Here is a 22,868-nt window from a genome sequence, read left to right on the forward strand (position 1 = left end):
GCGCCGCGCAGCGAGCCTACAAGATGTGAGGCTTGCTCGCGACATCCGTTGTGGGGGTCTACTGCAACGCGGAGGTGAGTCGCGCCAGATTGTCGAGCAGGGTCGAGCGGAGCGGCTGCTGCCGCCACTCGCGCAGAGTCAGCTCCCGGGAGTGCTCGCGGTAGTCCTGCTGCACCTGCCGCAGGTCCTCCACGAACTCCGAGCCGCGCACCATCAGCGAAACCTCGAGGTTGAGAGTGAAGGAGCGCATGTCCATGTTGCTCGAACCGATCACGGCGACGTCCTCATCGATGGTGAAGTGCTTCGCGTGCAGGATCGTGGGCTTGCGGTACATCCAGATCCGCACGCCCGCCGTCAGTAGCGTCTCGTAGTAGGAGCGCTGCGCGTGATAGACCACTGCCTGGTCGCCGATCTCGGAGACGAAAAGCTCCACGTGCACGCCCCGCCGGGTTGCCGTCGTGATCGCGTAGAGCATCGCCTCGTCCGGCACGAAGTACGGGCTGGTGATGATGATCGACTTCTGCGCCGAGTAGAGCAGCGTCAGGAACAGGCGCAGGTTGTTCTCGCCCTCGAACCCCGGCCCGCTCGGCACCACCTGGCAGTCGATCGTGTCGCGCTGCTGCAACGCCTCCATCGGCTCCGACTCGCGCAGCAGCAGTTCGTCGGTCTCGCTGTACCAGTCGGTGATGAAGATGGCGTTGATGCCCTGCACCACCGGCCCCTCCAGGCGCACCATCAGATCGTGCCAGTGCAGGCCGCGGCGGATATTGCCGCGCTTGTTGTAACTGGAGTCGACGACGTTCTGCGACCCCATGAATGCGGCGTTGCCGTCCACGATCAGCAACTTGCGGTGATTGCGCAGGTCCGGCCGCTGATACTGCCCGCGCCACGGCCGCACGGGCAGCATGTACGACCACGTCGCGCCCGCCCGCTCGAGTGCGCGCAATCGACGGTGCGTCCCGCTGTAATAGCCCGGTACGCGGATCGACGCGATGTGATCGAGCAGGATTCGCACCGTGACGCCGCGGGCCACGGCGCGGTCCAGGGCGTCGAAGAAGGGCGCCGTGGTCGAATCGGCGGCAAGGATGTAGAACTCGCAGTGCACATAGCGGCGGGCCCGATCGATCTCGTCCGCCATTGCTCGGATGGTCTGCTCGTAGTCGCCCTGGAGGCGCGCGTCGTTGCCGCCCACCAGCGGCATCGCGCCGAGGTTGCGATTGAGGGTGACCACCGACTCCAGCCATTGCGGCCACGGGTGCTCCCGGGCGACCCGGTCGATGCCATCCGTCGACTCCAGAATGAACCGGTTGATCTCCTGCTGCTTCCGGCGGCGCTTCCGCGGCAGCCGGTAGCTCCCGATGAAGAGGAAGAGCAGGATGCCGAGGTAGGGGATCAGGAAGATCGCCATCAGCCAGGCCAGGCCCGTCGTGGGGCGGCGGTTGCGGGGAACGACGATGACGGCGATCACGCGCACGACGAGTTCGACGACGACGGCCGCGATCGGGAGGATCACCGCCCAGTCCGGTGCGCGCACCGCGCCTCCTCGTTCGTCGTGCGGAGCCGTTCAGGTGGCGCGGGAGGCACCCGTGCGGCGGCGGTGGTCAGGACACGTCGCGCGGCGGCAGGCCGCGGCGTTGACGCTCGCGGGCCTCGATCCGGTCGTAGGCGCGACGCTCGTTGCGATCCGAGCGCAGGACGGCGCGCATCACGAACCAGAAGATGAGTCCGACGGTGATCGTCGGCACGAGGGCCCACAGCCCCTGGTTCCACAGCTCCCAGTCCATGCGGCGATCCTACCCGCGGCATCGGCGCGGCAGCCGCGTGCCCGGGGACTCGTGCACGCAGCGGCCTTCGCAGGCGCTGCCGGCTACTGGCTCTCGACCGACTTGTTCAGCGCCGCCGCGTCCGAGTTCAGACCCTCCAGCTCCGAGCGCAGGCGGTCGTAGACGGCGATGTCGGCGTCGATGGCGGCCCGGGTCGCGTCGAGGGCCTGACTCCGGGCGAGCAGATCGGCACGCTCGGCCTCGAACGCGGCGGTCGATCCGAAGCCGCCGCTGTCGGCCCGGGAGTTGAAGCCGTCGATCTCGACATTCAGCGCGTCGTACTCGGCAGTGTTCGCAGCGATGCGCGCCGTCAGATCGGCGTACATGGTCTCGATCCGGGACACCAAATCCTCGATGCGGTTCTCGAGGTCGGTGAAGACCGCCTCGTAACGCGCGTTCAGCGCAACGACGACGGAGCGGTCATCGAAGAACTCGGCGTAGTGCTCCTCCAGCGCCGGCGGCAGATCGGCCACCTCGGTTCCGAGGATCGAGTGCAGCTCGTTCACGCGCTCGCCGAGTCCCCCGGTGCGGTAGAGCTCGAGGCGCTCCGCGATCGTGCCGTCCTGCGGAAGGGTCGCGTAGACGGCCTCGAGCTCGTCGCCTAACTCGGCCTGCTCCTGCGCGTCGAGCCGCACCCACGCGGCGTGCAGCATCTCGTGCGCGGCCGTGACGTCGCGGACGCCGTCGAGGTCGGGGTTGGTGACGTCCGAGATGTAGATGCTGGTGCCGGTGTAGCAGCCGAGCACGATGTCGTCGGACGCGCCGTAGCCGCAGCGGTCATTGAATCCGGTGGTCGGCTCGACCGACGGGCTCGACGCGTAATAGAGGGCCCGGCCCCGCTCGGACATGGCGGTCCGCTCGGCGAACCCGGCGATCGTGGCGTCGGGCGTGAACGCCTCCGCTGCCCGCCGGTCGGCGAGGGCCCTGCCGACGTCGCCGGAGGAGGTGAGGGCGTTCGCCGCGACGACGGACCCCACTCCGAACTGCGCGATCGTGAGGACGACGGCCGCTGTCGTCGCGACGATGCTCGATGCCCTGAACATGTGTCCCCCTCGCCGAGCCCGGAGGCCGCCGTCGTGGCTGCGCCGTGATGCCGCACGGATGGAGTCGACACGTGCGGCGCCTCTGCGTGCTCCACCCGAAGGGTGGAGTCCACCGACTGCGACCCTACGTGACCAGCGGGGCATAGGATCACCTTGAGGATGCCAAAACCGGCTATCCCGCGCCATGTGCTTTACTACACGAGCTTACGTCGGCTTTGCTTGCCGCTTGGGATCACCTCAGGCGCGGTCGCATCATTCGACACCTCAGGGTCGGGCCGTCTGCGCTCAGAAGCAGCGCATCGGCGGCGGTCCCGAACATCATTCGGACACTATGACGAATCATGGGGAGTGATATGCACGAGGAGACGCGCGAGGCACGGGCCGACCGTGAGGTCCTGCCGGAGACGGTCATCGAACTACGGTCGTTCTCGAAATCGTTCGGCGATTTTCCTGCCGTGACTGACGTGAGCCTCGACGTTCAGCGAGGCGAGGTCCTCGGCTTCCTGGGACCGAACGGCGCCGGGAAGACGACGACCATCGAGTGCATCGTGGGACTACAACGTCCGTCTGCCGGGACCGTCCGAGTCCTCGGTCTCGACCCCGCTCGCGACCGGGACGAGATCACTCGGCGAGTCGCCGTGCAGCCGCAGTCTGCGAGCCTCTTCGATACGGTGACCGTCCGGGAGACGCTCGAACTATTCGCTTCTTTCCACGAAGCCCCACGTCAGATCGAGGACATCCTCGCCGAGATCGACCTGACCGCTCATGCGGACGAGCGCGCCAAGAAGCTCTCTGGCGGTCAGACCCGACGGCTTCTGCTCGGTGTCGCACTGGTCGCGGATCCCGAGGTACTCGTCCTGGACGAACCCTCCGCCGGGCTGGACCCCGCGGCCCGGCAGGCCCTCTGGCGGGTGATTTACGGTCTCCGGGACCGAGGGACGACTGTAGTGCTCTCAACTCATCACATGGACGAGGCGACCTCCGTCTGCGACCGCGTCGCGATCATCGTCGGAGGCCGTCTCATGGCGCTCGACAGCCCGGATGAGCTGATTCGTCAGCGTGCGGGCACAAGCGACCTTGCATTCACTACCGCGCCGACGACGACCGACGAGCAGATCGCCGAGACGCTCCATGGTGTGCCGTTCGAATCGGAGAAGGTACTCGGCGGAGTCCGCGTGCGCATCCGTACCGATGACCCGGATGAACTTATCCGCCGCATTACCTTCGATCGGTCCCTCCGTGCGCGCGAACTGACTGTGCGACAGGGCAGCCTCGAGGACATCTTTCTCGAACTCGCGGAGCTTCCGGACGACCGGCGACGAAGCGAGCAGCAGGACGCGACGAAAGGTCGGCAATCATGACACAGGCGATCACCACCGGGCGGCGGAGCCGACGGTCTGAATTAAAGCAGCTCACTTTGCTGAGCACGCGCGAATTGCTGCGGAACGTCAAGACGATCGTCGGGTTGACGTTCATGTTCTTCTTCTTCCTGCTCCTCATGATGGGGATCGACTTCGTCGTCAATGGCGGACGTCCAGCCCCGATTGTGTCGGTGGCTGCGGGGCCACAGGCGGCCTCAGTGGTGAGGGCGCTGGAAGACCGAGGAATCGAGGTCCGCTCCATTGACGCGTCCGACGAGGTCACAGCCACGATCGCTATCGAGGATGGCCAGGGTCACATCGTCCTCCCCTCGAGGAAAAAACCGGCATGGAAAGAACTCGTCGCCGCGGTGCACTCGGTCGGCGTCCCGACGTCGCAGATTGCCGTCACCGATGCCTCGGGGTCGCCTGAGACCGACGTCCTGCGGGTCAACCTCGCGGCAGTCCTGGCGATGGGGTTCATGGCGATCGCGTTCGTGGGCACGTCGGTGCCCCTCGTTGCGCTGCGTCAGCGCGGGACGTTACGTCTGCTCGGGACGACGCCTGTGCGCCGGATGTCGTTCATCCTCGCGCAGAGCCCCGTCCGATTCGCTCTCGGGATGGCAGAAGCCCTCGTGATCGTCGGAGTCGCCTGGACGCAAGGATACGTCGAATCGTTCTCCATTGTCAGACTGTTCGTCACACTCGTCCTGGGGCTCGCGATGCTCTTCGCATTCGCCTACCTGCTGGCCAGTCGGTCGTCGAATCCGGACCTCATGACTCAGATCACGGGGTTTCTACCGGTCGTCGTGATCCTGACGTCAGGCAGCGTGATACCGATCGATGTCTTCCCGGACGCCGTCCGATCCGTCACGTACGCCTTCCCTAGCACGTGGTTCATGCAGGCGGTTGGCGCGGATCTTGCGGGGACCGCGCCATTCCTTCCTGTCTCGTGGCTCTGGCTAATGATGGCGGCAATTGGAGCGGCAACGGCTTTACTCGCTGCTCGGCTCTTCGAGTGGAACCAGGGGGACCTGTGACCAGCTCACCTGGGCGCAAACACAATCGGAGCCAGGGCATGACGATGCGTCATGACATTCACCAGGACGAAGCGCTCGGCACCGAACTGCTCCGGGTGAACTCGCTCGTCTCCGATGAGGGCGGTTTGATCAATGCCGTTCAGCAAATCACATCCAATAAGGACCCCTTTGCGATCTTCACCGCCACGCTCGGCGCACTCGAGCGACTGCAAAAAAACATCAGAGTAGCTCCCGGCTCTAAGGCTGGCATCGAGCTTGCAGGCAGCGGCGGCGGAACGAACCGCCAGCTAGCTAGAGCTATTGCCATCGTCGAGGCCGTAGAACGGTACTCGAGTTGTGTACCGCCCACCGATCTCCATTGGGCGAGCGCAGCGGAGCTAGGTCGCGAAGCGGTAGACATCGGGAGCCTGCCACGCTGCAGTGCCACCGAGCTGGCCGATTCACGATGTCCGGTCCGCCCTTTCGATTCGGCGGAAAGGATCCGTTGGACAACCGCTTGGTCCTCGAGACGGCAAGAACTCCTGTGGATCCCCGCAACTCTCGTCTGGATGCACCTGGAGGCGCTCACGGCGAGCGAGCGACTGACGGTCCCTATTTCCACCGGGTGCGCGGCACACACCGATCCTGCGCAGGCCCTACTTAACGGAGTATGCGAGGTTGTCGAGCGTGACGCGATCGCTTTGACATGGCTGCTGCGCCTGAAGCTCCCGGAAATCGACCTGGTTGACGCACCTGCACATGTACGAGAGGCCGTCGCCGTCGCAGACTCCTCCGGGAGGCGGCACCGTTTCTTCGACGCAACCACCGACACCGGCATCCCGACGATCTACTGCGTCGACACGGACGAGGAATCTCTAACGCTGCGCCACGTTGTGATGTGTTCCACTGAGCTGGATCCGGCCCGGGCAATTGTCAAAATCGTCCGAGAGATCGCCTCGTCCCGCATCGCTCTCGAAAACGCCGGCCCCGCTCCCGCGGACATTGCAGATTTTCACTCGGTCACCGACGGTGCTCGCTTCATGGGGCATCCCGACCGCGCCGCGGCCTTCAGCTTCCTACTCGACGACGACCGCCCTCGGATCCCGTTCTCGTCGGTCGCGAATCTCGACCAGACCGACCCGAAGGCCTCACTAATCGCCGTCGTAGCACGACTGCAGGAAGCCGGCTGCGACGTGCTGAGCATCGACATCTCCACTGTTGAAGCGCAGACCGTCGGTCTGACAGTAGTTCGAGTCGTCGTCCCGGAACTCATGCCACTGTCTTTCGCGCATCGCGCGCGGTACCTCGCACATCAGCGACTACACGACGTCGCGCATCATCTCGGGCGAGGCGCGCTTGACGAAGCCGATCTGAACCCGTATCCGCAGCCCTTTGCGTGAAGGTGAGCCACCATGCTGAACATCCATCTCATGGGGACGGGACCGTTCGCCGACGCTGTCGCCACCCGACTGCAAGGACCGGCGTGCGAGCACTGGGACGGCTCCCGCGGAGTCTACGACTCGACGAACTGGCCTCGAGCGCGGGCCCGTGTCCTCATCAGCGCCGAACGGGACAACTCAGCAGAGCAGCACGTCGAGGACGTGGCCTGGGGCACCCTGCAACCCTGGATTCCCGTTCAGCTCGAAGCTCGCGATGTACGGGTCGGACCAGTCGTCACGCCTGGCAGAGGTGCATGCCTCCGGTGCTTTGACCGCAGACAGGAACAGCACGGTCGGCGAAATCACACCGACCTCGAACTTGACAAAGCGCCTAGCACCGGGATGCCGTTTCGAGGGTACACGCCGGCCCATGCCGCAATGGCCGCAGCCGTGATCAACACCATCACAGCGTCAGACAAGGCGCTGACGGAAGCGGCGTCGAAGGTCTGGCGTTTCGGATTCTCGGAGCTTTCTGTACGGCAAGCGGTTGTCATTCCCGTAAGCGGTTGCAGCAGATGTGACTCACTCGACAGCGCAGGGCGCCGATCGGCGCGTTTATCAAGGTTTTTCGCCTTCTAGACTACCACTCTTTGCTAGATCGTTCTATATTCGACGAGCTATCCTTTAGGGTGCGCGGAACTGATAGCCTCTCTCACAGAATCCTCACGGCAAAAGGTCTTGCGGCCACCACAACTGCCCTAATAGCTTCCATCTAGGACATCGATCCTCTCGGACTTCACTAGTCGCCAAATGTGAAGTCTGACGAAAGGTGCCGACCAAGGTAAATAAAACAATTACGGAGGTAATCAAATGAACAAGGTAATCGATCTAGTGTCGGTGGAGGAGCTTTCGGTGGAGGACCTCCCGCAGGCGATCGCCCCGGGGGCGAGCAGTGCTGGAACCGTCGGTACTGTCTCGAGCGCAGGAAGCTGCGCCGGAACGCTCAGCAGCATCAGTTCGTATAGTAACCACTGATCTACTGGGGCGGACAGCTCATCGCTGTCCGCCCCTCATCGGACGAATGAATACAGACAGAGGCGCGCGTGACACAGATTTCTAAGGGCAACGGCGTCACTCAGGTCCTGCGCCTCACCAATGGAGTAACGCGTAGCGTTACTGTTGACCATCGGCTCCTTCTCCGGACGCCCGTCGGGCATTTCATCGCTGTGCCGAAGGGATGCGCGCCGATAATCGACCGGCTTGAAGAGGGCTGCTCTTTTGACAGCCTCCGCGCACTTATCCTATCCGGGCATGATACGACCATCGGAAAGCCGCACGCAGAAGCCCGTCTGCATGAGTTTATCGAATCGCTTCAGAGTTCAGGATTCATCGATGGAGCCTTCGTGCAGCCGACTCGCGCAGATCGGTTTCTTAGACGCGTCGGCGTCGATTTCCTCGCGCGCCTGGCGGTACCGGTCGATATTGACCGAGTGGCGGACATACTCGCGACGCCGTTGCGCAGAATCCCAATTTTCCTCCTGCTGGTCATCAGCCTATGCGTCTCTTCCGTTGGAATCGCGGCCGGCCTGGGTACAGTTTCGCGGCATCGAAGTGCATTATCGCAACCGCCGTTGTCCACGCTCTGCATCGTCCTCGTCATGGTGCTCCTGCAGTTGGCGATCCATGAGGTCTGCCATGCAGTTGCCATGCGCGCCCAGGGAGTACGGGTCCGAGAGATAGGTGTAGGCTTACTCTACTACTTTGTACCTGTGGCATACGTGGATCGGACGGAGGCCTACACGGTCCAGTCCCGGCCTGGCCTCGTCCTAATTGCTCTTGCTGGCCCCCTTCTAGACGCATCTCTCGTCGGTGCCGCCGCTATCGGTGTAACGGCGGTGGATGGTGATGCTGAACAGATACTGATCTTATGAGGCTTATGCAAAATACGATTGATCGAGATGGATTTGCGCGTGTCGGTCACGAATAACACCGGCTAATCCGCTTTGATTGAAGAGCAGCCTTTAACAGAAACTCTTCGCAAAGGAACCAGCCGGTGCGCACACAGTCTACTACGGGAATGACGGCCGAGCACTACGCGATCCTCGCCGAACGGATCGAGAACGAGTTCATGTGGCGTCGGCGGCGAGGACGTCCGCGCAGACTTTCCCTCGAGGGAGCATTGCGGGTCACTCTTCTCTATTATCGCCAGAATGTGACCGAGCAGTTGATCGCTGATGTGGTCGGTGTCAGTCAGTCGACCGTGTCGCGAACGATCGCGTCGGTTGAGGCGATGCTCAATGTCGTGATAGACGACGAGCAACCGGACGTCGAGGCCGCGCTCCGCGGGACAACGGCCGTCATCGACGGCACGCTCCTGCCGTGCTGGTCCTGGTCGGACGCGCCAGAGCTGTACTCCGGGAAACACATGACCACGGGGCACAACTGCCAGGTCCTCGCCGATCTCTCCGGTCGGTTGATCCACATTTCGGATCCGATCGCGGGCAAGCATCACGATGCCCACGCGTTTCGAGAAACCGGGTTGGCCGACACCGTTAACCTCTCGAACACGCTGGCCGACAAAGGCTATCAAGGCACCGGAATGGTCACACCAATAAAGAAGAGGCCAAGCGAAGAACATCTGCCAAATTACGCCAAACACCACAATCGCTTCGTGAACACCCACCGCTACGTGATCGAGAGAACAATTGCTAGCATCAAGACCTGGCGGATATTCCACACCGACTACCGGCGGCCACTGCGCACCTTCCGAGATGCCTTCAACGCCGTCCGCGGACTCATCTTTTTCACTCGGCAAAAAACCAATTTTGCATAAGCCTCTATATATCACCGCCGAGCTCCTCCTTCTCATAGCGAACTGCAACCCGCTCTTCCGATCTGATGGCTACCATGCACTTGAGGCGGCATTTGGAATGATGAACATCCGCTCCCGCGCCTTCACAATCATAACAAACACCGTCCTTCGAAAAAGGCAGCCTGCCCATATTCGCTCATTGCCATTCTCCAGTCGCATCGGCCTACTTGCGTACGCGCTCGGAAGCATCGTCTACCTTATTGCAATGCTCGTCAATCTTTCGTATACCATCCTGCTGGCCGTCTTCGGAGTACAATCATGACTGCAGCACACCTTGCTAAATTCGTATCTCATAGGGTCGCCGCTGTCCCGGCGTCCGTCCTTGATTTGGAACAAGTCCTTTCTGCTTCGCAAATCGACGATGTTCTCGCACTCCATACGCATGCCGGGTCGCTCCGCACGGAGGTCGCTCAAAGGATCCATGATGCCGTTCCGACTTCCTCGGCCGAAGCTCGTCGAGCACTTCTCGCTCTTCGCCGAGACCTTCACAACGACAGGGAGGCGAGGGCCGACGGACGGACAGCTGCCGCAGACTTCGGCATCGACTTGCACCATGCAGTCACGGCGAGCGCGGCTGCAAAACTGGCGTTAAGACTGCTGGACCAAACCGCAAAAGCAGATAGTGCGCGTGCTGAGAATTGCCTCCGCTCGCTTTTCCGAAACGGAGATATCGACGACGCGCTGCGGCTCGTTGCGCCTGGCTTTCACAGATCAATCGACAAAGCCGCTCCTGCCGGAAGCAAACGCAGCAGATCCGCACTGGCGTTCGCCTCACGTGCCGCGCTAAAGCCGAGCCCATTGTCTACCCTAGCGCGTACTGCTGTCACCGGATCCGACCTTACCGGACGAACCGCTGGACTTAGCCCAATGATAGCAATGCTATTTTTCGACGCACTCATTCGCCGTCAAGGTGCTCTCCCAGCAATCCGCTTTCGGTCGACATTTAGTCAGGACGATGGCCGCATCATCGCGAGCCCGGAGACAAGCACCATGATCGACGGCACAGTCTCCTTCACGCGGCGAGCACTTCAACTCTCTGACGCTGATGTTGAAGCCCGGGCGTTAAGCCAGTGGACAGGGGGAGATGAGGGTGAACTCCTCGGACTCGCCGGTGATGGCGGATGGCCCCGAGTGGAACGGTGGATTTCGGCTACGGCGATCCAGGCGTGTATACCATGGGAGGCCGATACTGAACGCCCCGAAAACGTGCTCGGAAAGCTCATGATGAACAGTCCTGCTGGTGATATTGCTGAAGCGGGAGTTGATCTCCTTGAGGTAGGCCGACAGGCGGAAGAGGTGGCATCGCTTTCCGGTGAAGCGCGGTCAGAGGCCGTCGAGGCGGTGTCGAGGAGACTTGAGCGAATCGCCGATGTGGTCGGTGTGATACTCCCACGCTGTCGGCTCATCGATGAAGACGCCGGTTGCGCTCCGCCCCACTTCGTCCCGTTAAGTACGGAAGAGATCACGGTGCTCGACGAGGCAATTCGACCGACGCTGTTCCGGTCCCGATTGTACGATCTGCTCCTCGACGCCTTCCTGGCCGAGTACGGCTGCGGAGGAGCCGCGATCGATGTAATAGGATTTTTGACCTCGTGCTCGCTATCCACGCACTTCCGTCGCCAAATGCGAGGGGCCAAAGCAGCGGACAGCGGACCCGACGCACACACGAATCGAGAAACACTTGCAGTCGGCGTTACCTCGGCGCCTCCCAGCGCGTCGATCTTCCTGCAGCGGACACCTGAAGACCAGAACGGCAACCTCGTCGTCAATCAGATCATGCCTGGACTCGGGGCGGTCGTCGCACGGTTTACCGCGCTGGGTGATGGGCCCGAAACGCTCCGTCCGGCGATAGCGTCGTGGGTCGCGGAGGCTTATCCCGATGTGACCGACTGTCGAGCTCTGGTTCCGGGCGCCCGTGTGAACGCTCTCCAGCGCGCTGCGACGGCGGTCCTGCCGGTCTTGGACGGGGACGACCTCCGCCAAGCGCTCGCGCAACTCATCCTTCGACATGACGTCGAGCACAATGTTCTCGAGTTCACGCGCCCAGACGGGCAACCCGTCGCTCCGGTTCCACTCGGCATCGTTCCAGCATGGACGTTCGAGGGTCCGGTTGCTCTGTTGATGACGCTCCTCAACCCGTGGATCGACGGGACGACGATGACAAGGGAGTCTCACCCCGTGTTCCGAGCCCGTCGTTCGCACGACTTGATGAGGGAGCCGCGCGTTACATCGGGCACCGTCGTAACGCATCGAGAAACGTGGCGAGTTCCAGCTGACAGCGTGCCAACCCGGGGGAACGACTCGATTGGACGGTTTCTCATGCGGCTGCACTCATGGCGAATCGAATTAGGCCTGCCGGAGGAGGTGTTCGTTCGGGTCCACGGTGATGACCCCTTCGATTCTGCGACGCGTAAACCACTCTGGCTTCGCTTCACGAGCTGGCATGCGGTCAGCGCAGTTTGGGCGCTCATTCCTGGGCGGAACAGCCTCGAAATTCAGGAGTGCGTCCCCACTCGCGCCCCGAGCTCTCCTACGATCGAATCAGTAATTACGATGCACTGGGAACGACCGGGGAGATCAAACTTGGGCCGTGACGGGCAATCCTCTAATAGAGAAAAGGTAGCACCGTGAGCGCAACATGGACGTACTGGCGAGCTTACGCGACAGCTGCAACAATCGATCACACAGTGCTCAGACTCCGCAAATACATCGAACCGATCGTCGATCTCAACGAGCGCTGGTTCTTCGTCCGATACACCGACCTACGCGGGCTACACGTCCGCTTCCGCGCACTGACCTCAGTTCGTCGCGCGGACGAGTTGCATTCGTCCCGAAATCAAGTCGGCGCGCATATCGAATCCGACCTCTACGAGCCCGAGTTTGGAAAATGGGGTCGCGCCAATGCCGTCGTGGCTGCCGAGAAAGCTTTCCATGTCTCCAGCGAATTGGCTGTCGAGACGCTTCGCGCAGCAGAAGACCGTCTCGTAACTGCAGCGCTGACCTTTAAACTCGTCCTCGCTCAGTTGGTCCCGGATCTCACCATTCGCGCCGCGATGCTCAAGACGCACGCCTTATGGTGGCTCGCCGACGCTCAAAACGCCGGCGTGCAATTTGAGGCGGCCCTCGCTCACGCTCGACTCCGAGCCAGTACCAATATGGCAAGGCACTTAGATACTCATTCTATCTCGATATCGGCTAAAACTGAGGACCTAATCATGCAGTTTACTCAGGCACTTTCCAACGCAATCGACTTCGCTGGGTTGCAGCATCCACCGGCTTATCATCTCCACCAGCACCTCCACCTCACCATGAACCGTCTCGGACTCGCTCCTGACCAGGAGGCGTCCGCTGCCTTGTACAACCTGGCGCTCCTCGAAGCAGAACGAGAAAACTTCCGATGAACAAGCAACTTACAGCCGCCAGTCTAGACGCAGCCACCCAGTACGACGCACAGTTCCGAATTCCTGCGAGACCGGCTGTCATCTCTGCCGTCCCAACGACGTGGCTCCAGGATGCCTTCGTCATTGAAGGAGCCGTCTCGCGGCGAGTGCTGCGAGGACGCACCGTCCAGAGCTTGCTGCCAGATCTCCTCCCGCTTCTCGACGGATCCCGCACGTGGAACGATCTCGCTGAGACAGCCGCGGTGCCGAAGACAGCCATCCGGCAAATCCTCGGAATACTCTACGCGGCCGGGCTTCTCGAGGAGGGTAAATCGACCGAAACTACAATACCAACTCCCCTTGTCGATTTCCTCAGTAGAACCTTCGATGCCACCCGCCAATACCGATCCGGGCACGAAGCCGCCGCAGCCCTATCGAGCAGCCACGCTGCGATTATCTGCGAGGATAGCGACCTCCGGAAGGCGCTCCTGTCGGAGCTCCAGGAGAATTCAATTACGGTAGTCTCCGTGGATGAACTCCGGGGGGTCAAGCGCCCCCTACTTATTGCTGTCACGAGTAGCCAAGACTTGAGCGTCCTGAGCCGCACCTCTGCTCAACGAAGCGAAGGCATCCCCATCCTCTCGGTCACCTTGGGTGCACAGACCGTTACCGTTGGTCCGGTCAGCTACCCGGACTACAATCCGTGTCCCAGCTGCATCGCTGCCGCATCGCCATCCAGTGATAGCGCGCATAAACTGTCGGACGAGACCTGCACCGTCACGGCGGAGGAGTTGCTTCCTGCACTCATCGCGCACGAGGTGGTTCTCCTTCTCGCCGGAGTCGGGAACGCTCGCTCGATGTCAGAGGCCGTGGTTGTCTCACGAGTTCCGCTTTATACCAAGTTCGAGGTCGTCGTGCGCCGTCCTGACTGTCCGGCTTGCGGATCAACTTCGAGCGAAGATGGGCCCTCTGCTGCATTTGCCTACGAAGAATCGGTGGCGTTCCCTCCTGCTCGCCTCACGAAACCTCGTACTCACCAACAGCATTTCGAGCCTTCGAACATCGCGTTGTCGACGGAACAAAGATCTCATCGTGGTGAGGCGATTCCTCTAAATGTCATTTCGGACTCAAATTGTTGTACCCTCGACGCCTCGGCCATCGCTCAAATCTTATCGAGAGCCTTTGGTCTTAAACCGCCGCACCTGGCACCGCCAGGTAAGGTGCGCAGGTGGGCGCCAACCGGCGGCAACCTGGGGTCTCCACAGGCGTACTTCGCCACGCGCAATATTTGTGGTGTGCCGGATGGTCGGTGGGTGTACCACGGGGACGAATCGATCGCGTACCGAGTGTCGGAATCAACCTGCGCGTCGGACGGGATGGAACTAGTCATCGTCGCTGAACTCTATCGCGTGTGGAAAAAATACAACACGTTCGCCTACCGTATTGCTGCACTCGACGCTGGGGTTGTGCTGGCGCACATAGCCGCAGTCACCACGGGGATCGGTGCGCCAATGACGAACATGCTCGGCTGGGACAGTGCAAAAGTTATCACAGAATATAATCTTGACAAGAAGGAACAGATGGTCGTCGGAATCACGCACATAGGTTCACCGTCGTGACGGATCGCATCGGTATCATGGCCGACCTCCGCGCGGAAACGCAAGAGACCGAGAAAATACTCGCGGGCATAAGGCAGAACGTCGCCGGGAGCATAGACGACGGCGCGCTCGTCCGCGGGATGCGTGACCGGTCGGCGACGATGCACTTTGCACCGAACCCGATTTCACGGAGATCGCTTGAAGATCTTGTTTGGGCCATGAGGTCAATGGATCAAGCTCTTTGGGGAGATCTCGCCGCTGAACTTCAACTCCGCGTTTTGATTGCAAGCCGAAACGTCGAGGATCTAGGCAACGGCCTCTTCGAATACCGGGACGAGGTATTCGAGCGGATCGACCAAACGGAGACGGCCTTGCACATGCGTAAGCTGGTGCTTCAGCCAGAATTCGTCGAGGCATCGGCAATCCTGTTGGTTGTGGGCCCACTCGCGGGAACTCTAGATCGATACGGTGCTCACGGCCATCGCTTACTTCTCACTCGAGGAGGAGCTGCATGCGAAGCAGCGTGGTTGACCGCCGTCGATGGCGGACTCGCAGGTAGCATCTTCGCCGGATTCATCCCGAGCGCACTACGCACGTTAGCTCACATCGACGGGTACCGAGATTTACAACTTCTCGCTCTGGCGATAGGCCACCCCGCATGAGAGGTGCAGTACATCCTCGAGCACGACTTGTGCCCGAACTCCTTCACCCGCTTCGCCTCTCGATAGTTGCCAAAATAGCCGCCTGTCACAGCATCGTTTTCCGCGATCTCCGCGACGTCCTTGAAGTGACGGACGCAACCTTGAGTAAGCACTGTGCGATACTCGAAGCGGCAGGGCTTGTCGCCATCGCTAAGTCATTTGTAGGAAAAACCCCTCGTACACGCCTGAGTATGCGGTCCGAAGGTGATGCCAAATGGAACTGCCACCGCATTGCGTTATGCGAGATAATCGGAGTGGATGTTGAGCCATTTCTGGCATAGACCGGTAAATGTGCTGCTCGTAGTCCCGTCGTGGATCAGCATCCCACCCACATCTCAGTTGTCCGCCGCCGGAACCTCGTTCAAGACGACTTTCGCCGCCGCCCCACGACCCTACTTGACGAGCGGAAACAGGATCGTCTCGCGGATCCCGAGGCCGGTGATCGCCATCAGCAAGCGGTCGATGCCCATGCCCATGCCGCCCGTTGGCGGCATGCCGTGCTCGAGGGCGCGGAGGAAGTCCTCGTCCAGGCGCATCGCCTCGTCGTCGCCCGCCGCGGCCTGGCGGGCCTGCTCCACGAAGCGCTCGCGCTGCACGACCGGGTCGACCAGCTCGGAGTAGCCGGTCGCCAGCTCGAAGCCGCGGACGTACAGGTCCCACTTCTCCACCACTCCGGGGATGCTCCGGTGCGCGCGTACGAGCGGCGAGGTATCGACGGGGAAGTCCATCACGAAGGTCGGGCGCGCCAGGCCACCCTTCACGAAGTGCTCCCACAGCTCTTCGACGTACTTGCCGTGGGTGGGCACGGGCACCTCGACGCCCTCGCGCGCGGCGAGGGTCTGGAGTTCGGCGAGGTCCGTCTGCGGAGTGATCGTGACACCGGCCGCGAGCGACAGGCTCTCGTACATCGAGATGCGGTCCCACTCGCCGCCGAGGTCGAACTCGGTGCCGTCCGCCCAGGTGACCACGTGCGAGCCGGCGACGGCGTGCGCCGCATTCTGAATCAGCTCCTGCGTGAGGTCGGCGATCGAGGTGTAGTCGCCATACGCCTGGTACGCCTCGAGCATCGCGAACTCGGGCGAGTGCGTGGAGTCGGCGCCCTCGTTGCGGAAGTTGCGGTTGATCTCGAAGATCCGGTCGATGCCGCCGACGACCGCGCGCTTCAGGTACAGCTCGGGAGCGATGCGCAGGTACAGCTCCGTGTCGAACGCGTTGGAGTGCGTGGCGAAAGGCCGGGCCGAGGCGCCGCCGTGCATCACCTGCAACATGGGGGTCTCGACCTCGAGGAAGTCGTGGGCCGCGAAGGTGCTGCGCAGCGACGCGTTCACCCGCGCGCGCGTCACAACGGACTCGCGGGCCCGGGGCCGCACGATCAGGTCGAGGTAGCGCTGGCGCATCCGGGTCTCGTCGCCGAGCTCGTTGTGCAGGTTCGGCAGCGGCAGGATCGCCTTCGAGGCGACGGTCCAATCCGACACCCACACGCTCAGCTCGCCGCGCTTGCTCGAGACGACCTCGCCCTCCACGAAGAGGTGGTCGCCCAGGTCGACCAGCTCCTTCCACGCGGCCAGCGACTGCTCACCGACGTCGCCGAGTGAGACCATCGCCTGGATCCGCTCGCCATCGCCCGCCTGGAGCGTCGCGAAGCAGAGCTTGCCCGTGTTGCGCTGGAACACCACACGGCCCGCGAGACCGACGCGCTCGCCGGTCTTCACGTCCGGTTCGAGGCCCTCGTGGCGCGCGCGGACGGCCGCGATGGTGTCCGTGACTCCGACCGCGACCGGGTACGCGCCAGCACCGAGGTCGTCGCCCGCGAGCTCGAGCAGGCGCTCGCGCTTGGCCAGGCGGACGGCCTTCTGCTCGGACGCCTCCTCCTGCGCGGCACGCTCTGCGGCGGTCCGCTCGGAGTCCGTCGGCTGAGGGTCGGCCTGCAGGGCGTCGGTCGGGGCGTCGGGGGCGTCGGGAGTGTCGGCCATAGCGGGTCGCGGTGCTTTCGGTTCGGGGCGGACGGCCGCGATCAGGCGAGCAGGATCGGGGCGTTGTCGAGGAGGCGGGTGGTACCGACGATCGCGGCGACGAGCACGAGGGCCGGGCCGCGGTGGTCGGCGTCGACCGGGAGGAACGTCGCGGGGTTCACGACGACGAGGTAGTCCAGCCTAACGAGCGGTTCATCCCGCGCGACGGCGCGCGCCGCGTCGAGGGCCGCGTCGGCACCGCCGTCGGCCGCTCTCACTGCGGCGGAGAGGAGGCGCGGCAGCGCGAGGCCCGCGCGACGCTGCTCCTCGTCGAGGTAGCGGTTGCGGCTGGAGCGGGCGAGCCCGTCCTCTTCTCGCACGATGTCGACGCCCTCGATCGCGACGGGCAGGTCGAGGTCGCGGACCATGCGGCGCACGAGGAACAGCTGCTGCGCGTCCTTCTGCCCGAAGACCGCGACATCCGGCTGGGCGATGTTCAGGAGCTTGGTGACGACGGTGAGCATCCCGTCGAAGTGCCCCGGCCGCGCGCTGCCCTCGTAGAGCGCGCCGACCTCGCCCGTGACGACCCGCGTGGAGGACGGGCCGTCCGGGTACATCTCGGCGACCCCGGGGGCGAAGACGAGGTCGGCCGCGGCCGCCTCGAGCAGCGCCGTATCGCCCGCGAGGTCGCGGGGGTAACGGTCCAGGTCCTCGGTCGGGCCGAACTGCAGCGGATTCACGAAGACCGACACGACGACGACGTCGGCCAGCTCGCGGGCCCGCTCCACGAGCGCGAGGTGCCCGGCGTGCAGCGCCCCCATCGTCGGCACGAGCGCGATGCGCCGACCGGCCCGCCGCGCCTCCCCCAGCCGCTCGCGGAGGTCGCCGATGCGCTGGATGGTGCTGATCACCCGTCGATGCTACCGGCGGGGCTGCGATGCCCCTGCCTCCGGCCCTCTTCGCAGGGACACCGCGGTGGCTCTGGTGGGAACCGAGCAGGTGGCCGGAGCGAACCAGACGGCGATGGCGGCGTGACGTGGTGCGCTGATCGGCGGGGCGTCTGGGCGGGGCGGGGCGTCTCGGCGAGTGCCGCTCCCTCTCAGCGAAGCTTGACGACGCGCAGCGCGACGACCGAAAGCCACGTCAGCGCCGCCGCGAGCGCGATCGCGGTCGCAACGAGCGGCACGACATCGTCGGCCGTGAGTCCCCCGGAGCCGACGAACGCGGTGGAACCGAGGTTCAGCGCCCGCGTGGCGAGTGCCTGCGGCAGGACGTAGCCGAGCGGGCGGAGCACCGTGGACGTAAGCGCGGCGACCCCGACGACGCAGCCGATGAGGCAGAGGGCGACAGGCGCCGCGAAGGATCGCAGCAGCATCGACAGGAGTGATTGCACGGCGATAAGAGGAAGAGCCGCGACGAGGGCGACGAGCCCCACGACGGCGAACTCCCACGGGAACGGCCCCGCCAGATGGAGGACGACGGTTCCCGAGATCGCGGTACCTGCGACGAGGACCGCCTGCATGACGGCGGTGGGCAGGAGGACAACGGCGATTTTCGCCAGCGAGAGCCGCGAAGCTCCGGCGGCGGACGTCAGCACGAGATTCCAGTTCGTGCCGCGGTGCTCGACGCGCCAGACCGTGGCCGTCAGCAGGCTGATCCCCAGTGAATAGAAGATCAGTCCGTAGAAGAGCACGACCTGCGAGGTGAAGGACCCCCACCCCGAATCGAGCACCTCGGTGTTGTTTCCGAGGTTGATCGTGCCGGTGACGACAGCGAGGATCGGCAGAATCAGAGCGACGATCCAGGTGCTGGATCGTTTGAGTTTCGTGAGTTCAGCGCGAAACATGGGATTATCCTCCGATGCGATCGAGACGGTGAAGTCCCACCGAGAAGGCGGCAGCGGCGAGGATCAGGAACCCGACGATCCAGTCGTAGGGCGCCTGGAGATAGACCACGGCGTCGCCGGACTGCCCGGCCTGCGAGATAACGGCGTAGTACCCCCAGGGAATGACCCGGCTGACGGAAGCAGGACTCAGCAGCGAGAATGCCGCGAGGAACGCGCCGATCATCCCGACTCCTACGCTGACGAGCTGGTTTTCCAGGCGTGCGGCGAGCCAGATGTGCAGCGCGCAGAACGTGATGTCGAGCAGAAGAACGAGCCCGGTGTACACAAGCCAGGGCAGAGGATCGAGGGGCGCGGTGATCCCGACGAGGAGGCCGATGCCGATCACCAGGAGCGTCTGACAGGTGACGGCAGGCGCCAGCAGGAGAGCCAGAGCGCAGAGTTTGGCGCGACAGAGGCTCGACCGGCTGCGCCCGGAAGTGGCGGCGAGATTCCAGCCGGACCCTGAATGCTCGATGTCGGTCTGTCTACTGGCGAGCACGGCTGCGACGATCGGTGAGGTGAGCGCCACGATCATGGTGTAGCTGAGCAGCAGTGTCGGCCAGGGCGACGCGTCCGGATCATCGAAGGTTGCCCGAGCGCCGCCAGAGAACAGAGAGGCGGAGCTGAGGGCGGCAGCAGCACCGACGAGACCGATCAGGAGCGGGATCGCCCGCAGCCGCCGCATCTTGCGGAACTCCAACGCCACGGAGCCCGTCAGCCGTCGTGTCCGTGGACGCGTCACAGGAGACCACCCCGGCCGGTCAGATCCATGAAGACGTCCTCGAGCCTCTGCTGGACGCGACGGACCTCGTGGATCGGGACGTCGGCATCGACGAGGCGCTTGATGAGCGCGGCGGTGTCGTCCTTCCCGTACCCGCTGACCCGAATCCGCCCCCCTGTCGCCACCGCGTCCGGGACCAGCCGAAGGACCTCCTCCGGCGCGGGGGTATCGAGGACGAGGTCAGGCACGGAATGCGCGAAAAGCTGGTCGCGGCTGCCCTGGAAGATCAGCCTCCCTCCGGCGAGGATGCCGAGGACCGAGGCCATTTTGTCGATCTCATCGAGGAGGTGGCTGGAGACCATCACCGTGATCCCCTGGTCTGCCAGGTGGAGCAGGAGTGTGCGGATCTCTTCGATACCCGCTGGATCCAGACCGTTGGTCGGCTCGTCCAGAACGAGGAGGACGGGATCGCGGGCGAGAGCCACGGCGATACCGAGGCGCTGCTTCATTCCGAGGGAATAGTGACGCACGAGCTTGTCCTTGTGCTCGGTCAGTCGCACCGTGCGGAGCGCATGCTCGATCTGCGCGTCGGCGAGGCCGAGCATGTCTCGCACGATCAGCATGTTCTCCCACCCCGTGAGGTGCCCGTACCCGGGAGGCGCCTCGATCATCGAGCCGATCGAGTCGAGCACCTGGCCCCGTCCCGTGCGGGTGAGGGGCTGGCCGAACACCTCGATGGAGCCGGACGTCGGCTGGGTGAGTCCGAGCAGCATCTTCATCGTGGTGGACTTGCCGGAGCCGTTGGGTCCCAGAAAGCCGTAGACCACACCCGATGGCACGACGAGGTTGAGCTCGTCCACTGCCGTATGGCGCCTGAAGCGCTTCGTCAGCCCGTGCGTGGCAATGACTGTGCTCATGCTGCACTCCTGTCCCTGGTCGGCCCTGTCGTGCCGTGATCGGCCCCCTCCCGGCGCCGCGGCATCCAGATTGATATGGCTTCCATCGTCGCGGCGGGAGAACCGATGCGAATCATGCTGCGGGCGGACATGCGACGACTTTTCTCCTCTGATGGTGGGAGATGGGCCGGCGCGGCAGGTCAGCCGGAGGTACTGATGTCGAGGGACGGCTCGGCCCAGCCGAGCCCCCGACGATGTGCCCAGATGACCAGGTGGACGCGGTCGCGCACGTGCAGCTTCGCCAGGATGTGTCCGACATGCGTCTTGACGGTGACTTCGGCGAGGCAGAGATCCCGCGCGATCTCAGGATTCGACTTGCCCGACACGACGTGCTCGAACACCACCCGTTCGCGCTTGGTCAGCGCGGCGAGAGTCGAATCGTCCGGCGGCGCTCCTTCGCTGTCTCCTGCGGCCATTCGCTTCACCAATCGGACCGCGGTACTCGCCGAGGTCGTGAAGGTCCCGCTGTGAGCGGCACGGATCGCCGTGGCGAGCTGCTCGGCAGTGCTGTCCTTGAGGATGAAGCCGACGGCTCCCGCCTGAAGCATGCGGATGGCGTACACGTCACTGTCGTGGGTGGTGAGTCCGAGAATCCGCGTTCTGGGGCTGATCCGCTCGGAGGTGATGACCCGCGTCGCTTCGATCCCGTCCAAGACGGGCATTCGGACGTCCATCAGCACCAGGTCCGGTCGCAGGTCGCGCACACGCTCGATGGCCGTCGCACCATCGACCGCGTGGCTCACTGTCTCCATGTCCGGCTGCGCGTTGACGATGCGGATCAAGCCGTCGCGGACCAGAGCGTGATCGTCCACCACCATCACCGTGATGCGGGCTCTCGCCGCCGTCACGCGGAGGCTCCATCAACGCCCGCACGCAGCGGCCAGCACGCCGTGATCACGAAGACGTCACCGTGCGAGTAGCAGACGCTGCCGCCGTAGAGCTCACAGCGACGACGCATCCCGGTGATCCCCCGCTGCTCACGAAGTGGCGCGGCCGGAGCCGAAGCGATCGGATTCGTCGTGACAACGGTGAGTGTCCCCTCCGCCCAGGCCACCCCCACCCACGCCTGGTCGCCGCTGCCGTGCCGCAGAGCATTGGTCAGAGATTCCTGGACCACTCGGTAGACAGACAGGGACAGCTCCGGAGTCAGCGGCTGCGAGACGCCGACGACATGAAGAGTGACGGTCATCCCCGATTTCGCGAAGCCCTCGACCAGCTCTGCGAGGTCATCGATTCCGGGCGTCGGCAGCGCCGCTGACGCGATCTCGGCGGAGAGCAGCCCACGGATCTCGCGGAGGGCCGAACGGCTCGTCGCGGAGATCGTCTCGAACACGTCGGCCGCCCGCGGATCCGACGTGTCCGCCCTGCCGCTCTCGGCCTGCACCACAACGCTCGTCAACGTGTGCGCGAGCACATCGTGCATCTCGGCGCTGATGCGCTCGCGTTCTTCATACGCGGCCAGCCGGCTCCGGATCGCGACAGTGCGCTCCGAGAGTTCGTGCCGATGGCGGGCGGCGCGTAATGCCTCGACCTTCCGGCGCTCGAGAAGCCCGAGCGCCCACGCCACCACCATGCTGGACGCGACCAGCCCGACGATCGGACTGGCCGCCCCGAGGCTCGACGACGCCCCGACCAGGGCCCATCCGCCCAGAGACACGGCGTAGCCGATTCCCAGGAAGAGGCCGATGGTGCGCGCCTGCTCCGGTGCGTGTGCGGCGACGGAGAAGACGGCGACCAGCAGGACCGCGTCCCCCGGCAGGAGCAGTCCGCCATTGAGGAGGAGGTGGGCCACCGACACCGCTGCGGCCAGCACGGCGAAGACGACCGGACGGGTTCGACGCACGATCAGCAACGCGGCCATCAGTACCGACCACTGCCACTCAGTCCCACCGAGCAGACCCGGCGCGGCGCACACCAGGACGGCGACAGCAGCGACGATCACGTCGCCTGCCCACCACTCAATCCTCGTGTCCCGCACCACCCGAAGATAAGCCGGGCGCCGCGGAAGAGACGCGAAGTGGCGCCCGCTCGCGGTCCGCCTCCTCCGACCGGATGAGGCAAGCACACCGACCGGATCACCCCGTCGCCAGAGATCCCACCATCGGATAGTTCCGACGTACACCCGCGACGTCTTACAGTCGCGGCGCACCCGGAACCGAGATGCCTTCGACAATCAGGTCA

General features: G+C 63.7%; 22 protein-coding genes. 12 read left to right on the forward strand and 10 right to left on the reverse strand.

Annotated elements, in window-relative coordinates; all coding sequences use genetic code 11:
- Positions 1–58: 58 nt before the first annotated feature.
- The 3 genes from cls to A6122_RS12780 form a co-directional block, all read right to left on the reverse strand.
- Positions 59–1,534, reverse strand: coding sequence for a cardiolipin synthase (gene cls, locus A6122_RS12770; RefSeq protein WP_068255610.1), 1,476 nt, complete (start codon positions 1,532–1,534; stop codon positions 59–61).
- 67 nt (positions 1,535–1,601) lie between these two features.
- Complete coding sequence (locus tag A6122_RS12775) at positions 1,602–1,784, reverse strand: hypothetical protein (RefSeq protein WP_068255612.1); 183 nt, start codon at positions 1,782–1,784, stop codon at positions 1,602–1,604.
- Positions 1,785–1,867: 83 nt separating this feature from the next.
- Positions 1,868–2,866 carry a hypothetical protein gene (locus A6122_RS12780; RefSeq protein ID WP_068255615.1) on the reverse strand — a complete coding sequence of 333 codons (999 nt, stop codon included), beginning with the start codon at positions 2,864–2,866 and terminating at the stop codon, positions 1,868–1,870.
- A gap of 353 nt (positions 2,867–3,219) precedes the next feature.
- Between A6122_RS12780 and A6122_RS12785 the strand changes: the two genes are divergently transcribed.
- The 12 genes from A6122_RS12785 (at position 3,220) to A6122_RS16075 (ending at position 15,454) form a co-directional block, all read left to right on the forward strand.
- Positions 3,220–4,227: an ABC transporter ATP-binding protein gene (locus tag A6122_RS12785; RefSeq protein WP_068255617.1), complete on the forward strand. Its 1,008-nt coding sequence runs from the start codon at positions 3,220–3,222 to the stop codon at positions 4,225–4,227.
- Positions 4,224–5,264, forward strand: coding sequence for an ABC transporter permease (locus A6122_RS12790; RefSeq protein WP_068255620.1), 1,041 nt, complete (start codon positions 4,224–4,226; stop codon positions 5,262–5,264). The genes A6122_RS12785 and A6122_RS12790 overlap by 4 nt, the downstream gene beginning before the upstream one ends.
- Positions 5,265–5,302: 38 nt before the next feature.
- Positions 5,303–6,643 carry a YcaO-like family protein gene (locus A6122_RS12795; protein ID WP_084416050.1) on the forward strand — a complete coding sequence of 447 codons (1,341 nt, stop codon included), beginning with the start codon at positions 5,303–5,305 and terminating at the stop codon, positions 6,641–6,643.
- A 30-nt stretch (positions 6,644–6,673) separates the two neighbouring features.
- Complete coding sequence (locus A6122_RS17755; protein ID WP_373408562.1) at positions 6,674–7,261, forward strand: TOMM precursor leader peptide-binding protein; 588 nt, start codon at positions 6,674–6,676, stop codon at positions 7,259–7,261.
- A 231-nt stretch (positions 7,262–7,492) separates the two neighbouring features.
- The gene (locus A6122_RS17760; RefSeq protein WP_104261804.1) at positions 7,493–7,657 is read left to right on the forward strand and encodes a thiocillin family RiPP; all 165 of its coding nucleotides are present in this window, start codon (positions 7,493–7,495) and stop codon (positions 7,655–7,657) included.
- Between the two features lie 68 nt (positions 7,658–7,725).
- The gene (locus A6122_RS16710) at positions 7,726–8,553 is read left to right on the forward strand and encodes a site-2 protease family protein (RefSeq protein ID WP_146085017.1); all 828 of its coding nucleotides are present in this window, start codon (positions 7,726–7,728) and stop codon (positions 8,551–8,553) included.
- Positions 8,554–8,699: 146 nt separating this feature from the next.
- Complete coding sequence (locus A6122_RS12805; protein ID WP_084415693.1) at positions 8,700–9,455, forward strand: transposase family protein; 756 nt, start codon at positions 8,700–8,702, stop codon at positions 9,453–9,455.
- A 1,029-nt stretch (positions 9,456–10,484) separates the two neighbouring features.
- Complete coding sequence (locus A6122_RS16715; protein ID WP_167542389.1) at positions 10,485–12,125, forward strand: lantibiotic dehydratase; 1,641 nt, start codon at positions 10,485–10,487, stop codon at positions 12,123–12,125.
- Entirely contained in the window at positions 12,122–12,895 is a 774-nt protein-coding gene (locus tag A6122_RS12815) for a thiopeptide-type bacteriocin biosynthesis protein (protein WP_084416052.1), read from the forward strand. Before A6122_RS16715 ends, A6122_RS12815 begins: the two co-directional genes overlap by 4 nt.
- A complete protein-coding gene (locus tag A6122_RS16720) occupies positions 12,892–14,493 on the forward strand; it encodes a hypothetical protein (protein WP_146085019.1) in 1,602 nt (533 codons plus the stop codon). Before A6122_RS12815 ends, A6122_RS16720 begins: the two co-directional genes overlap by 4 nt.
- Positions 14,494–14,510: 17 nt before the next feature.
- Positions 14,511–15,134: a nitroreductase family protein gene (locus A6122_RS16070; RefSeq protein ID WP_157593821.1), complete on the forward strand. Its 624-nt coding sequence runs from the start codon at positions 14,511–14,513 to the stop codon at positions 15,132–15,134.
- Positions 15,131–15,454 carry a transcriptional regulator gene (locus A6122_RS16075; protein WP_084416055.1) on the forward strand — a complete coding sequence of 108 codons (324 nt, stop codon included), beginning with the start codon at positions 15,131–15,133 and terminating at the stop codon, positions 15,452–15,454. The genes A6122_RS16070 and A6122_RS16075 overlap by 4 nt, the downstream gene beginning before the upstream one ends.
- Positions 15,455–15,565: 111 nt before the next feature.
- Here A6122_RS16075 and lysS read toward each other — a convergent pair whose 3' ends face one another.
- From lysS to A6122_RS12850, 7 genes are all read right to left on the reverse strand, one after another.
- Complete coding sequence (gene lysS / locus A6122_RS12820; RefSeq protein ID WP_084416056.1) at positions 15,566–17,146, reverse strand: lysine--tRNA ligase; 1,581 nt, start codon at positions 17,144–17,146, stop codon at positions 15,566–15,568.
- Positions 17,147–17,187: 41 nt separating this feature from the next.
- Complete coding sequence (panC, locus tag A6122_RS12825) at positions 17,188–18,036, reverse strand: pantoate--beta-alanine ligase (protein ID WP_068255631.1); 849 nt, start codon at positions 18,034–18,036, stop codon at positions 17,188–17,190.
- A gap of 188 nt (positions 18,037–18,224) precedes the next feature.
- A complete protein-coding gene (locus A6122_RS12830) occupies positions 18,225–18,971 on the reverse strand; it encodes an ABC transporter permease (RefSeq protein WP_068255633.1) in 747 nt (248 codons plus the stop codon).
- Between the two features lie 4 nt (positions 18,972–18,975).
- Complete coding sequence (locus A6122_RS12835; RefSeq protein ID WP_084416057.1) at positions 18,976–19,716, reverse strand: ABC transporter permease; 741 nt, start codon at positions 19,714–19,716, stop codon at positions 18,976–18,978.
- 32 nt (positions 19,717–19,748) lie between these two features.
- Positions 19,749–20,648 carry an ABC transporter ATP-binding protein gene (locus A6122_RS12840; RefSeq protein ID WP_068255636.1) on the reverse strand — a complete coding sequence of 300 codons (900 nt, stop codon included), beginning with the start codon at positions 20,646–20,648 and terminating at the stop codon, positions 19,749–19,751.
- Between the two features lie 179 nt (positions 20,649–20,827).
- Positions 20,828–21,535, reverse strand: coding sequence for a response regulator (locus A6122_RS12845; RefSeq protein WP_237358190.1), 708 nt, complete (start codon positions 21,533–21,535; stop codon positions 20,828–20,830).
- A complete protein-coding gene (locus tag A6122_RS12850) occupies positions 21,532–22,665 on the reverse strand; it encodes a sensor histidine kinase (protein ID WP_068257667.1) in 1,134 nt (377 codons plus the stop codon). Before A6122_RS12850 ends, A6122_RS12845 begins: the two co-directional genes overlap by 4 nt.
- Between the last annotated feature and the right edge of the window lie 203 nt (positions 22,666–22,868).

Source organism: Rathayibacter tritici, assembly GCF_001641005.1.
Classification (GTDB): Bacteria; Actinomycetota; Actinomycetes; order Actinomycetales; family Microbacteriaceae; genus Rathayibacter; species Rathayibacter tritici.